We start from the raw sequence: 12,786 nt of genomic DNA on the forward strand, positions 1-12,786 counted from the left end.
CCTTTTTAGTAATTCTTATGTAGCATTGCTAGCTTTCATTCAGAAATAATTACAATCCTAAATCCCCCCTCATACTTAAATTATGTTATATAATTAGTTTATCGAATTTACAGAATAAAAGGAGAATTCGCATGTTACAACAACTATTCACTTCCCCCATCCTATCCGCCCAAGCACTACATCCAGGCTATGACGACCATGCAAGCGACGTGTTTCTCGTAAAAACAGAGGCTGAAGAAGTCATCGTTCGCTCTTCAAAAATGACTGAGGAACCAAACGATGATTTTTGGTGGGGATGCCAAAATCTATTTGGAATTGATCCAAGAAATGTACACCATTTAGAAACGATACACACATTATTGAAAAAGCATACTACCTTACCCATCCCGACTATTTTACAAAAACATGTTTTAGATGGACGAGAGTATGTTATCGCCGAAAAACTAGCAGGAAGTACGCTGCAATCATTTATCGGACAACCTGATTCTATTTTATTCAGCCTTGGAAAAGGACTAGCAGAGATTCATTCATTTAAAGCTAATTTCATAGGAAACCCTTCTGGTACTTTCCAAGTGCCACTTGAAAAATTTAAGTCTCACATTTTAAAAGTAAGTAGCGACCTTGTGAATATGTTTTATTCCGATAACATGAGCATACATAACGCATTTCATACTTTTGAATCACAGCTCTCTTCCTTATCCATACCAAAGGAATCTACACTCGTTTTAATTGATATGGATCCTACTCAGTTTTTATCAGATGGTCAATCCATTACTGGTTTAGTAGATACAGAAGCTTATGCAATTGCGCCACGAGAGTTCGATTTTATCGGATTAGAATATGTACTTACAGAAAAAGAGGCACGTGCTTTTAAACAAGGTTATGAGACCATTATGTCCATTCCTCGTCTTGAAGAATGTAGACAACCCTATCGATATTTATATCGCTTATTATCTGTTCAAGGGAGTGTGGAGTTAGAAAAGTGGTTACGTCATCCATCCTATTTTTAAAAACGATTGCGAGGGATTATGAAATGAATATTGAAAAAAAGAAATCTTTAACAGCAAACGAAATTCAGCAAATGAAAGATTTAGCTCATATTTGCGGACAACACGATCAAATTGATTATTCGTCAGATTTACATGTAAACTTTTTAACTGCTCGTAATAAAGACGAGATAAATGATTTTCTATTTTATAATAATACTCAATTAATTGGTGCATTAAGTATGTATGACTTTGAAAGACCGACTAAACTGGAGTTAATAGGATTTGTTCATCCAAACTATAGAAAACAACATATAGGCACTACCCTTTTACAAACTGCAATGAAAGAAATACAAAAAAGAGAAGCAGATGAAGCCCTTCTTATAATTAATGGTGACTCTATTTCAGGGAAATCATTTGCAAAACAAATGAACTTGCCTTATTTATATAGTGAGTACGGTATGGAGCTCAAAACAAACGAAACACAAAAAACACTGAAAAATAATATTAACCTTACCGTTGCACCTTCTGAATTACTTCCTGATCTTATAGAAATCGCTAGTAAAGCTTTTGGAGATTCAGTAGAAAATACGTCCACATGGCTACAAAAGATGATGACTTCATCTTCTCATCAAATTTACCGTGCTCTTATCGATGAAAAAGTGATAGGAATGATTACTGTTACTGAGCAAAAACACTCTACTACACTATCAGGATTTGCTGTGCATCCATCTTATCAAGGTAAAGGATATGGCAAAGAAATCCTCAGCTATATGGTGCATACCCTCATCACAAAAGGAGTTTCAACAATTGAATTAGAAGTTGAAACAAAAAATAACAATGCTTTAAAACTTTATACACAATGTGGATTTGAGATTATGACGAAGTATGATTATTATGGATTGTTGGAAAAGAAGTGACTTTTCTTTCGAGGAAGCTTGTTACTCTAAAGAAGAAATAATTTCTTCTTTAAAATCTGTAGGATTTAACAATATACAATTACACGGTACAAATGGAACATTTTTCATTTGTCAAAAATAAAAAACTGAATCATATCGATTCAGTTTTTTTGCATTATTTTTTTCTTAATATATTTACAACAGTAGTCGTTTCATTCTTTTCTTTATATACACGTGGAATTCTTCTATCTAACATACATGTAACTTCATAGTTAATTGTCCCTAACATATCTGCTATTTCTTCTACCGCAATTTCTTCTTCACCTTGTTTGCCATAGAATACAACTTCATCTCCAACTTGTACTGGCATTGCTTTCGTAACATCTAGCATAAGCTGATCCATACAAACACGGCCAATAACAGGTACTCGAACTCCGTTTATTAATGCATATCCTTTATTAGACAACTGACGATTATAACCATCAGCATAACCAATCGGTACAGTTGCAATCCATTCTTCACCCGTTGTTACATACGTATTTCCATAACTAACACCACGATTTTTCTTCGCATGTTTAACATGAGCTACTTTTGATTTTAAAGATAACGCTGGTTTTAATGCTACAACAGTATGATCAACTTCTTTTGAAGGATACATTCCATAGATTCCAATACCGACACGAACCATATTTTGAAATGTGTTGCTAAGTTCCATTGATCCTGCACTGTTTGAACTATGAATATATGGAAAATGAATTCCCAATTCTTTTGCTGTATTTACAGCTTTTTCGAATAAACTTGTTTGCATATTCGTATATGCTTTATCAGTTTCATCAGCGGTAGAGTAATGTGTAAACATTCCTACCACTTCCACATACTCCATACGGTTTAATTCTTCTAAAAATGGTTTCACTTCTTCTTCTTGTAAACCGATACGACTCATTCCTGTATCAATTTTCACTTGAATTTGTGCTTTCTTTTGAAGACGGTTTGCAATTTCATTTATACTTTGTAAATCTTCAATTCTATAAACAGTCATCATAACGTCATATTGAATTGCATCTTCCACAGCTGCTACTGATGTATAGCCTAAAATTAAAATCGGTACAGTGATTCCAGCTTCTCTTAATTCTATTGCTTCATCTACAAATGCAACTGCAAGTTGGTTTATTCCTGCTTCGATAGCAGATTTGGCAACTTCAACTGCCCCGTGGCCATACCCATTTGCTTTTACAGCAGCCATCATCGCAATATTTTCATCGTTCACACGTTTTTTAAATTCTTTTACATTATGTTTTACAGCATTTAAGTCAACTTCAATAATTGTATCTCTTCCATAATTCAAGCTCATTGGTCTAACTCCTAACTCAATAATTACATTCCATTCTATTTCACGTTTCATATGACCTTTTACAATATAATACTTTTCAATATGCTAGTCAAACTACTAGAATTTTCGGAATTTTGAGTATGATATAATACCCTTAAGAAACTATTATATACGGAGATGAGGAGAATTACAATGTTTGTACAATCTGCGTTGCACCAACTTAAAGTTGCTGTCGATACTTCTATTCAAATACTAAACCAATGTACTAAAAGTGATTTAATAATAAAACCGATTGAATCAAAGCGTTCATTATTTGAAATGTATACACATCTTTCCCTTATTTGCCATGCGGATTTACTCATATTAAATGGTATTACGGAAAGAGATTTACATACCTTTTATATAGAACAAACACCAAAAACGATTACTCAAATGCAACAAATGATGATAAAAGGGTACGAACTACTTTCTAAAACTTTCTTATCCTATTCCAATGAAGAGTTAGCGGAAATTATGACTGCTTATTGGGGTATTTCTTATTCTCGATTCGAATGGTTGCTTGAAATCGTTGCACACTTTTATCATCATCGCGGGCAAATTCATATTTTATTAGTTGAACATATTAAAGATCCTTGCATTCCCTTATTCGAATAAAAAGAGTGGAAACAAAACCAATAAAGAGTATCAATCCTAATAAAACAAACGTCTGAGCATAGTCCCCTATTTTCATAAAATAAATAGAAATAATAGGTCCTATACTAGTTCCTAAAAATAAAATAAAAGTATAAATAGAAACTGCTATTCCCCTTGCTTCCCCTCCTAATTGGCCAACAAGAGAAACTAAAGACGGAACGGATATAGCAATACCTATTACAAAACAGATACTCATCATTACAAGTAGCGGCAGGTTCGAAATAAAGCCCATTGAACTTAGACTAAAAATAGCGACTAACAATCCGCCTTGAAGAACTTGCCTTACTCCGAATCTCTTTGTTAAACGCCCCGCAAGTGGTGACAGCAACATACCCAATAGCCCTGCTAAGCGAAAATAAAGAATTTGTTCTGGAGTTAAATTGTAAGTAGGAGAGCTCAAATAATTCCCTAAAACAGTATACATATTAACAAAAGCCATTAATAAAACAAATGCAATCATATAGCTTAATACTAAGCTTTTTTGTGTAAAAACTTTACCCATCTGTTTAATTGGTCCAAAAATATCAGTATAGGATTGAGACGTTTCCCCTTTCGGAAGAGAATAATGAACCCATACAGCAGTAATGATATAGACAATACTAAGAAGAAAGAACACCATATGCCATCCAAAATGCTGACTAACAGCTGTACTTATTACTTGCCCTGCAATTCCAGCTACTAAAAAACCGGTACTAACAAACCCTATTGTTGTAACCTTTTTTTCTAATGGAAACATTTCTACAACGTAAGCTAACGCTACTGGAGAAAATGTAGCTGCCGCTATCCCCTGTAACCCTCGAAGAATAACAAGCCAAAATAAACTATCCACAACCCCTAAGAAAAAAGAAACAATCGACAGTGCAAGCAGCCCAATAAAGATCACTTTTTTTCGCCCATATTTATCAGAGATTGCCCCAAATAACAAACAACCTATAGCAAAGCCAACAGAAAATATACTGCCTGTAGCCGCAGATTGTGCTAATGAAACCTTAAAAAGGTCTGAAAATAGAGCGGTTAAAGGAATCGTCACATATAGGCTGGACATAACTACCATTCCTGCCCAACATAACACCGCTGTCATTATTGTGTAATTCCTTTCACTATTTACTTCTTTTGATATTTCCATCATAAAATCTCCCCCTTACAATGATTTTCCACATCGGTTTAAAACATCTAAAGTAAACTACTCAAAACGACATTCCTTCAACACTTACTTAATTTGTTTACGTTAGAAGACATATCACCACCCCTCATCAAATTAGCTAGACATATAATAAGGTAATCTAATTATATGTCTAAATAAAGAAGTTGACTCACACAATCAACTTCTTTATCTGCCTTCTCCTAATTTCTTCTGCATAGTTACTTGCATTTTATTTAATAGCTTCTCTAAAGCTTGACGCTCTTCTTGATTAAAGTCATCAACTAACGAAGCGCAAGATGACCAAAAAGTCGGTAAAGAATGCGCAACTAGTTCTTTTCCTTTCGGAGTAATTTTCACCTTTAATCTTCTTCGATCTTCAGAATGATTGAATCTTACGATTAACTCTCGTTTCTCCATCCAATCTAATAAGCCAGTGACAGAAGCACGTGTAATCCCTAATCGGCTCGCAATATCCGAAGGACTCATGTTCACTTTTCCCCCATTCGATTCCATTTCACGCAAAATAAACAACAGTAAAAAATCTAATTTACTTTCTGAAATACCAAGCGGAGCTAAATCTACGTCAACTGCATCTAGAACATTATCAGACGTCCATAACATTAACAAACCGAGTTTTGCTGCGATTGGATCCGTATCCACTGATGCTGTCTTTTTTATTAACTCTGCATAAGGCTCAATCCCTAAAGGAAGAGCATCTTTTTTTGAATCCATTCATTTTCACTCTCCTTTCTTTTATTTAATTAGCTTACCTAACTACTTTTTATTATACTCATTTTTTTCCTTTTATTGCAAGAATATTATTAGACAAAAATATCCTGTTTTTAAAACAGGATATTTCACACTGACTAACTAATATTTCTAAATAATCCCAAACTCTTTTAAAGCAAAAGAAATGCCACCTTCACTTGATCTCTTTGTAACGAAATCTGCTCTTGTTTTTAACTCTTCCCCACCATTCCCCATCGCAATTCCTAATCCTACATATTGTAACATTTCAACATCATTTCCACCGTCACCAAAAGCAATTGCTTCTGATTTACAAATTTTCAGATGTTCCAATACCTTTTGAATTGCAGTTAGCTTCGATACTTTACTATCTTCCAATACATTCATAACGTAACCATGAAAACGTTCAAACGTAAGCGTTGGATATCTTTTTAAAAATTTTTGGGCTTCTGTTTCATCAGCATACAGACATACACAATAAACCTCTTCTAATAAGTTTCTGACTTTATCAGGATACTGCTCTAAATTTAACGTTTCGTTTAGTGCTCGTATTACACGTTCATCTTTCGAGGCAATACCATTCATTGCAAATTCCTCTGTAAAATAAGAAACACTGTGACCATGTAATTCAGCGAAATTTGAAATATCATGAACAATTTCACTAGAAAGTACCGTTTTATGTATAACCTCTTCATCACACTTTATATGCGCGCCATTTGCAGAAATAAACTTATCTACGCCTAGTTCTTTAAATTGTGAGCATAAACTATATGGTCTCCCAGTTGTAACAACTACGTGAATACCTTTATCTATCAATCTTTGTATTGCTTCTCTTGTGCTTTCATGCATACTTCTATCAATCTCACTTAACAGCGTACCGTCCACATCAAAAAATACAACTTTGTACATATCCGATTACATTCCATCCAAATGATTTGTATCATTTATAAAATGAACTATTTTCTGTTTATCCTTAAATTCAATCAAACTAATTCCTGTATCCCCCATTTTAAAATAATAGTCCATTGAAATTGGCATTTGGAAAAATGCACGTAATATACTATTTATTACACCACCATGTGCAATAATTGCAATCCGGTCATATGTATTCTCTGTCACGATTTTAGAAAAGATTCCTTCTATTCTCATTCTAAATTCAATAAATGATTCCCCGTTTTCAAAACGATCGTGAAGATACTTTGGCTCTGGATATTTCTTCGCTTCTTCAAATGACAAACCTGCTTGTACCCCATTATTAAACTCCATTAATTCCTCTTCTAATTGAATTGGGCATCCCATTGCTTCCGCTAATGTTTCAGCAGTTTCACGAGCACGTTTTAATGTACTTGCCCATATGAAATCTGGCGGAAATTCCGCTTTCACTTTCTGGATAAGTTTTTGCACTTGCTGTCTTCCCTTTTCTGTTAATTCAAAATCAGCTCGTCCTTCATGTACATTTAAAATATCAGCTTCTGATTCTCCGTGGCGTATTAGTAGTATTTGCATGTCTATTTCCCCCTTATCTCCTTTTAAACAAGGTTAAATTTTAACACATTATTAAGATTTTTCAAAATAATAAAAGCAATCCCCATTCCTAAAAGAATGAAAATTGCTTTTATTACCAACTAACTTTTTTCTAAACTAGCTTTCGACTTTCCTCCTACTCCCCAATGTGAACTAGGGATTTCATTTACTAAAACACGTACACGCCCAGCATCTACATCTAAATTCTTTGCAACCGCCTCTGTAACATCTGAAATAAGATTTTGAATTTGCTCTCGTCCTCTACCTTCTATTATTTGAATTTGTATAATTGGCATTTCTCTCTCTCTCTTTACTATTTATTCACAAAACATTGCTACACTTCCTAAGTCATCAAACTGTGCAATAATAGAATCTCCTGCTTTGAATGCAATCGCTTCTGACAATGCTCCACTTAATACGATATCACCTTTTTTAAATCCTTCATTTTGTAAACCAAGTTTATTTACCGCCCAAGCAATCGCCTCTGCTGGATGCCCCAGTACAGCTGCCCCTGTTCCAGTTGTAGCAATCTTACCGTTTTTCGACATAACCATCCCTATACTAGCTAAATCTATTTTTTTAGCATCAATCCATCTACTTCCTAATAAAAACTTTGAAGATGAACAATTATCTGCTATTACATCAGGTAATGTAAATTTAAAATTTAAATACCTGCTATCAATAATCTCTAAAGCTGGAGCGACATATTTTGTTGCCTTTAATACATCATCGGCTGTAACATTTGTACCTTGTAAATCCTCTCCTATTAAAAATGCAACCTCTGGTTCTACTTTTGGATGAATTAATGTTTCATATCGCAACGGCTCCCATTCGAACGCTATCATATCATGTAACAAATACCCGTAAATCGCTTCATCAATCCCCATCATTTGTTGTTTTGCCTTACTCGTTAATCCAAGTTTTACACCGACTCTTTTAGAACCTTCCTTCACTTTTTGTTCAATTAAACATTTTTGCAATCTATAAGCATCATCCACCGTTAAATCAGGATGCTTATCCGTTACTTTCACTACTTCTTTCCTTTCCTTTTCAGCCTGGAGTAAATATTCAACAATTTCTAAATCTGCCCCTTTCACTAAAGCCACTTTTTACACCCCCGTTTTTATCTTTGCTAATTCTGCCGCTACATCTAAAATCATATCCTCTTGTCCACCAACTACTTTTCTTTTCCCAAGTTCTATTAAAATATCACGAGCGTCTACACCAAAACGCTTTGCCGCTCTTTCAGCATGTAATAAAAAGCTAGAGTATACACCAGCATACCCCATTACAAGACTACCTTTTTGAATTTCTTGCGGTCCCGGTAATAACGGAGCGACTACGTCCTCTGCTAAGTCCATCATCTTATACAGATCTATATCTAGTTCATATCCCATACGATCTAAAACGGCGAGCAATACTTCTGTTTGTGCATTTCCAGCCCCCGCTCCAAGACACCGTACACTTCCATCAATACGTGTCGCACCTTCTTCAATTGCCGCCACTGTATTCGCTACTGCAACAGAAAGGTTGTTATGGCCATGGAAGCCAATTTCAACATTTAAAGATTGACGTAATGCACGAATACGTTCACGTACTTCATGAGGCAATAAAGCACCAGCTGAATCAGTTACATAAATCGCTTCTGCACCATAGGCCTCCATCAGCTTTGCTTGTTCTACTAACTTTTCAACCGGTGCAGAATGTGCCATCATTAAAAAACCGCACACTTCCATACCTAACTCACGTGCAAATTGAATATGCTGAGCTGAAACATCCGCTTCTGTTACATGCGTTGCTACCCGAACAAGTTTCGCACCAATATTTGCAGCTTGCTTTAGTTCATGGATAGTTCCAATACCAGGAATTAACAAAACAGCTACTTTAGCTTGCTTGCACTCATCTACCGCCGCTTCAATCAGCTTCATTTCATTAATTAGCGACTTTCCATATTGTAATGTGGAGCCTCCTAAACCATCTCCATGACTCACTTCGATATAATGCATACCAGCTTCATCTAATGCCCTTGTTACAGAACGAACTTGTTCTTCTGTAAATTGATGTTTCATTACATGACTTCCGTCACGTAAACAAACTTCCGTTATTTTAATTGGCATTTTACTATTTCGCCTCATTCATTACACCTCTTTTCATTTCTGAAATGATCTGCGTTGCAAACTCTTCACCAACTTTTAATGCCGCTGCTGTCATAATATCTAAATTACCGGCATAAGGAGGAAAATAATCTCCAGCTCCTTCAATCTCTAAAAATACAGTCACACGATTCCCATCAAACATTGGCTCTTGTTTTAACGCATAACCTGGAACATACGTCCTAACTACTTCCACCATCTTTTGAATCGCCTCTCGGATAGCAACCTTATCCATATACTTAACTTCACAATATACTGTATCTCTCATTAAAATAGGAGGGTCCGCAGGATTTAATATAATGAGTGCTTTCCCCTGATCTGCCCCGCCAATTTCTTCAATTCCACGCCTTGTCGTAATTGTGAATTCATCAATATTCGCCCTTGTACCTGGACCTGCACTTAAACTTGAAATTGTAGCAACTATCTCTGCATATGTAACATTTGCCACCTCATTAATAGCATGCACAATCGGAATCGTTGCTTGCCCCCCGCACGTAATCATATTAACGTTTTGCTTATCTACAAAATCATTATTTTGTAAAGCAGGGCAAACGAACGGTCCACATGCAGCAGGTGTTAAGTCGATTACTTTTTTTCCAAGCTCTCCTAATACTTTTGCATGATAATTATGTGCTTTAGCTGAAGTTGCATCAAATACAATATCAGCTATACTCGGCTTATCAATAATTGCTTGTATCCCGTTATCAAAAACCACATATCCCTCTTCTTTTGCTCGCTTTAAACCATCCGATTCTGAATCTATTCCAATCATGGCATTCAGCTCTATGACTTCACTTTTTCTTAACTTATACATTAAATCCGTACCAATATTACCTGATCCAATAATAGCTGCCTTTACTTTTTCCACATCTATCCCCCCTTTTTCACCGCTTTAATCTATTTGAATTTAACAGAAACCGATCCTAGTGAACCGAAATCAGCTTGAATACTATCTTTACTATTCACTGCGACTGCACCAGATAACGCACCTGGTAAAATTAACTCACCTGCTTTTAATCCAATATTAAATTCATGAAGTTTATTAGCTAACCAAGCAACGGCTTGCGCAGGATGCCCTAATGCTGCTGCGCCAGCTCCTGTAGCAATTAAACAATTATTCTTATAAAGTGTCATTCCTGTTGTACGTAAATCTACTTTATCAATGCTAGAGAATGTATCACCAACTACAACTTTTGCCGATGACCCATTATCCGCCACTGTATCAGCAAGCTGAATCTTCCAATCGGCAATTCTACTATCAATAATTTCAAGTGTAGGCACGACATATTTCGTCGCCATTAGAACATCAACATATGTAATGTTAGGACCGCTTAAGTCTTCTGCTAAAACAAAACCTATTTCTGCTTCTATCTTTGGAGATACAAAGGAGTCTATTGAAATTTCACTACCATTTTCTATCTTCATATCATCTAGTAAATGTCCATAGTCAGGTTCATCTACTCCAAGCATTTGTTGCATTGCAACACTCGTAAGACCGATTTTCTTCCCAATTATGCTACGCCCACTCTCTAATTTCCTCTCTATAACTTCAAGTTGAATATTATAAGCATCCAAAACTGATAAATTAGAATACCTCTCTGTAAAAGGAGTAATCCCTACACACGAATTTTCAGCTTGTATTAGTTCATCTGCTAATTCTTTAATTAATAACTGCACTCATCTCACCCCATTTTTCAATTTTATACTTATCGCACATCAACGAAACTTTAATTAGCTCCCACCTAGCTTCTTTGTTTCCACATAATTTTGAGGTGGGAGTTTTACTGTTCACAAATAGTCGGATAAAACTCCACTGATGCAGCATTGACTTTATAATTTCATCGTAACTGTCTTAGCTTCTGTATAAAATTCAAAACTATGACGTCCACCTTCTCTACCAATCCCGCTAGCCTTCGAACCTCCAAATGGAGTACGTAAATCTCGGACATACCAACAATTAATCCATAGTAAGCCTGAATCAATTTGTGAAACAACTCGTTGTGCTCGTCTAAGATCGTTCGTCCAAACAACTCCAGCTAGTCCATAAACAGAATCGTTCGCAATGCGAATTGCATCCTCCTCCGTTTTAAATGGGATAACAACTAGAACTGGGCCAAATATCTCTTCTTGCGCTACACGCATACTGTTATCAACATCATATAGAATAGTAGGTTCATAAAAATTCCCTTCTACTAAACTTTTAACTCTTTTTCCACCATAGGCTAATTTTGCGCCTTCCGAAATCCCTATTTCTACGTAACGATCAACTGTTTCTAAATGAGATTTTGATACAAGCGCTCCCATATCGGTAACTTCAGAAAGAGGATCTCCTACTTTTATTCTTTTTACAGCCGCTACAAATTTCTCTAAAAACTGTTCATATACACTTTCTTGCACAAGTAATCTTGAACCAGCTAAACAAATTTCTCCTTGGTTCCGATAAATAGCTTCAATGGATCCCTGTACTGCTTCATCTAAATCCGCATCTTCAAATACGATATTTGCTGATTTACCTCCTAACTCTAATGAAACAGGAATTAAGTTTTCTGATGCATTACGCATAATTGTTTTTCCTGTGTTACTTTCTCCAACAAATGAAATTCTTCTTACAGCCGGATGTGTTGTCATTGTTGTCCCAACAGTATTTCCTGGACCTGTAATAATATTAAGTACACCTGGAGGTAGCCCTGCATCATTTGCAATTTCACCGAGCATAACTGCACTTAAAGGGGTATACGAGGCTGGTTTGACAACAACAGTATTACCAGAAGCAAGTGCAGCTGATGCTTTCCACGTCATTTGCATAAATGGCAAATTCCAAGGAATGATTAAACTAGTCACTCCCGCTGGAGCATACTTTGCATATGACATAAAGTTATGTTTGTCATAATGCTCATGCACCATATATTTAGCCATTTCAGCAAAGAAGCGAAAATTATGAGCCGAGCGTGGTATATCGAACCCTTTACTTTCTTTAATTGGTTTTCCAACATCAAGAGTTTCTAAATACGCTAGTTCATCCACTCTTTCCATAATCAAATCCGACATTTTGCATAAAATATTCGATCGTTCTTCCACAGGCATTTTACTCCAAATACCACTTTTAAATGTTCGTTCTGCCACATCAATTGCTCTTTTTGTGTCCTCTTCATTTGCCTTTGCTATAGAAGCAAGCTTTCTATTCGTCGCTGGATTGAACGTATCAAACGTTTCGCCGGATATAGAATCCACATATTGTCCATCAATAAACAACTTCGCATCTTTTACTTTCAGTTTTTCAGCTAATAATTCTTTGTTCACCTTCCTTACC

Annotated in this window: 14 protein-coding genes and 1 pseudogene; 4 read left to right on the plus strand and 11 right to left on the minus strand. The window is 35.7% G+C overall.

Annotation, left to right across the window (positions count from 1 at the left end):
• The first annotated feature begins 131 nt into the window (after positions 1-131).
• The 3 genes and pseudogenes from U860_RS0120000 to U860_RS33820 form a co-directional block, all read left to right on the plus strand.
• Positions 132-1,010: a nitrate reductase gene (locus U860_RS0120000; protein ID WP_025149902.1), complete on the plus strand. Its 879-nt coding sequence runs from the start codon at positions 132-134 to the stop codon at positions 1,008-1,010.
• A 23-nt stretch (positions 1,011-1,033) separates the two neighbouring features.
• Positions 1,034-1,906, plus strand: a complete 873-nt coding sequence (locus tag U860_RS0120005; RefSeq protein ID WP_025149903.1) for a GNAT family N-acetyltransferase — start codon at positions 1,034-1,036, stop codon at positions 1,904-1,906.
• A pseudogene (locus U860_RS33820) lies at positions 1,887-2,027 on the plus strand (class I SAM-dependent methyltransferase); the annotation flags it as partial. The gene U860_RS0120005 and the pseudogene U860_RS33820, both read left to right, overlap by 20 nt.
• A gap of 33 nt (positions 2,028-2,060) precedes the next feature.
• Here the strand turns inward: U860_RS33820 and alr are convergent.
• Entirely contained in the window at positions 2,061-3,236 is a 1,176-nt protein-coding gene (alr, locus tag U860_RS0120010) for an alanine racemase (protein WP_025149904.1), read from the minus strand.
• Positions 3,237-3,407: 171 nt separating this feature from the next.
• On the opposite strand from alr, the gene U860_RS0120015 reads away from it, so the two are divergent.
• A complete protein-coding gene (locus tag U860_RS0120015; RefSeq protein WP_025149905.1) occupies positions 3,408-3,869 on the plus strand; it encodes a hypothetical protein in 462 nt (153 codons plus the stop codon).
• Here U860_RS0120015 and U860_RS0120020 read toward each other — a convergent pair.
• The 10 genes from U860_RS0120020 to U860_RS0120070 form a co-directional block, all read right to left on the minus strand.
• Positions 3,838-5,034, minus strand: coding sequence for an MFS transporter (locus tag U860_RS0120020; RefSeq protein ID WP_025149906.1), 1,197 nt, complete (start codon positions 5,032-5,034; stop codon positions 3,838-3,840). The two genes, U860_RS0120015 and U860_RS0120020, sit on opposite strands and share 32 nt — an antisense overlap.
• Positions 5,035-5,238: 204 nt before the next feature.
• A complete protein-coding gene (locus tag U860_RS0120025) occupies positions 5,239-5,784 on the minus strand; it encodes a MarR family transcriptional regulator (protein WP_025149907.1) in 546 nt (181 codons plus the stop codon).
• 147 nt (positions 5,785-5,931) lie between these two features.
• Positions 5,932-6,708, minus strand: coding sequence for a Cof-type HAD-IIB family hydrolase (locus U860_RS0120030; RefSeq protein WP_025149908.1), 777 nt, complete (start codon positions 6,706-6,708; stop codon positions 5,932-5,934).
• 6 nt (positions 6,709-6,714) lie between these two features.
• A complete protein-coding gene (locus U860_RS0120035; protein ID WP_025149909.1) occupies positions 6,715-7,305 on the minus strand; it encodes a histidine phosphatase family protein in 591 nt (196 codons plus the stop codon).
• 119 nt (positions 7,306-7,424) lie between these two features.
• On the minus strand, positions 7,425-7,640 hold the full coding sequence (locus U860_RS0120045) for a 4-oxalocrotonate tautomerase (RefSeq protein WP_265621536.1): 216 nt from the start codon (positions 7,638-7,640) through the stop codon (positions 7,425-7,427).
• Positions 7,641-8,429, minus strand: a complete 789-nt coding sequence (locus U860_RS0120050) for a fumarylacetoacetate hydrolase family protein (RefSeq protein ID WP_025149911.1) — start codon at positions 8,427-8,429, stop codon at positions 7,641-7,643.
• Positions 8,430-8,432: 3 nt separating this feature from the next.
• A complete protein-coding gene (gene dmpG, locus U860_RS0120055) occupies positions 8,433-9,458 on the minus strand; it encodes a 4-hydroxy-2-oxovalerate aldolase (protein ID WP_025149912.1) in 1,026 nt (341 codons plus the stop codon).
• Entirely contained in the window at positions 9,445-10,344 is a 900-nt protein-coding gene (locus tag U860_RS0120060) for an acetaldehyde dehydrogenase (acetylating) (protein ID WP_025149913.1), read from the minus strand. Before U860_RS0120060 ends, dmpG begins: the two co-directional genes overlap by 14 nt.
• A 29-nt stretch (positions 10,345-10,373) precedes the next feature.
• Positions 10,374-11,153, minus strand: coding sequence for a fumarylacetoacetate hydrolase family protein (locus tag U860_RS0120065; RefSeq protein WP_025149914.1), 780 nt, complete (start codon positions 11,151-11,153; stop codon positions 10,374-10,376).
• 153 nt (positions 11,154-11,306) lie between these two features.
• Entirely contained in the window at positions 11,307-12,776 is a 1,470-nt protein-coding gene (locus U860_RS0120070) for an aldehyde dehydrogenase (protein ID WP_025149915.1), read from the minus strand.
• Between the last annotated feature and the right edge of the window lie 10 nt (positions 12,777-12,786).

Origin of the sequence: Bacillus sp. H1a, from assembly GCF_000633475.1 — a bacterium.
GTDB lineage: Bacteria > Bacillota > Bacilli > Bacillales > Bacillaceae_G > Bacillus_A > Bacillus_A paramycoides.

Bases quoted from the DNA above. Each gene is read 5' to 3' on its own strand.
- dmpG (WP_025149912.1), bottom strand. From the start codon at position 9,458: ATGAGGCGAAATAGTAAAATGCCAATTAAAATAACGGAAGTTTGTTTA.
- alr (WP_025149904.1), bottom strand. From the start codon at position 3,236: ATGAGCTTGAATTATGGAAGAGATACAATTATTGAAGTTGACTTAAAT.
- U860_RS0120025 (WP_025149907.1), bottom strand. From the start codon at position 5,784: ATGGATTCAAAAAAAGATGCTCTTCCTTTAGGGATTGAGCCTTATGCA.
- U860_RS0120035 (WP_025149909.1), bottom strand. From the start codon at position 7,305: ATGCAAATACTACTAATACGCCACGGAGAATCAGAAGCTGATATTTTA.
- U860_RS0120020 (WP_025149906.1), bottom strand. From the start codon at position 5,034: ATGGAAATATCAAAAGAAGTAAATAGTGAAAGGAATTACACAATAATG.
- U860_RS0120015 (WP_025149905.1), top strand. From the start codon at position 3,408: ATGTTTGTACAATCTGCGTTGCACCAACTTAAAGTTGCTGTCGATACT.
- U860_RS0120005 (WP_025149903.1), top strand. From the start codon at position 1,034: ATGAATATTGAAAAAAAGAAATCTTTAACAGCAAACGAAATTCAGCAA.
- U860_RS0120030 (WP_025149908.1), bottom strand. From the start codon at position 6,708: ATGTACAAAGTTGTATTTTTTGATGTGGACGGTACGCTGTTAAGTGAG.
- U860_RS0120000 (WP_025149902.1), top strand. From the start codon at position 132: ATGTTACAACAACTATTCACTTCCCCCATCCTATCCGCCCAAGCACTA.